This window comes from Lentzea albidocapillata, from assembly GCF_000719115.1.
Classification (GTDB): Bacteria; Actinomycetota; Actinomycetes; order Mycobacteriales; family Pseudonocardiaceae; genus Lentzea; species Lentzea albidocapillata.
This window is the reverse complement of the sequence record NZ_JOEA01000075.1, coordinates 1-486: the sequence shown is the minus strand read 5'-3', so window position 1 is coordinate 486 and position 486 is coordinate 1. Positions and strand designations below refer to the sequence as shown.

The window sequence follows — 486 nt, the reverse complement described above, 5'->3', positions numbered from 1 at the left end:
CTTCATCGGCTCCTGGTGCCAAGACATCCACCGTATGCCCTTACTAACTTGCTACAAAGATGCTCGCATCCACTGTGCAGTTCTCAAAGAACAATCAGACCCACCCGCCATGTTGCGAACGCCGGCCCGATCCAATGACCGAGTGGTTCATCCGCGGCAAGTAGCCGATCACTGAAAGACACAAAGAGCGTGTTCCCTCAGGACCCAACAGCGTACCGATCTGTCCACCCAGCCCCCCGATGACCTTTCCACGCAGGCAAGCCTGCAGTACTCACTCATCCGGCAACCGGACGTCTAGCCAGCCAGCATCCACTAATGAGCCCACCCAGCATCAAGGCTGGTGTGGTTCTGACCAGCGCTGAGACGTTCGCTCAGAACACTGGTAGATGCTCCTTAGAAAGGAGGTGATCCAGCCGCACCTTCCGGTACGGCTACCTTGTTACGACTTCGTCCCAATCGCCAGTCCCACCTTCGACCGCTCTCCCC

At 57.4% G+C, this 486-nt stretch carries 1 rRNA gene; it reads right to left on the bottom strand.

Annotated features, from left to right (window positions below):
* Positions 1 to 397: 397 nt before the first annotated feature.
* A 16S ribosomal RNA gene (locus IG04_RS0141855) occupies positions 398 to 486 on the bottom strand; the annotation flags it as partial.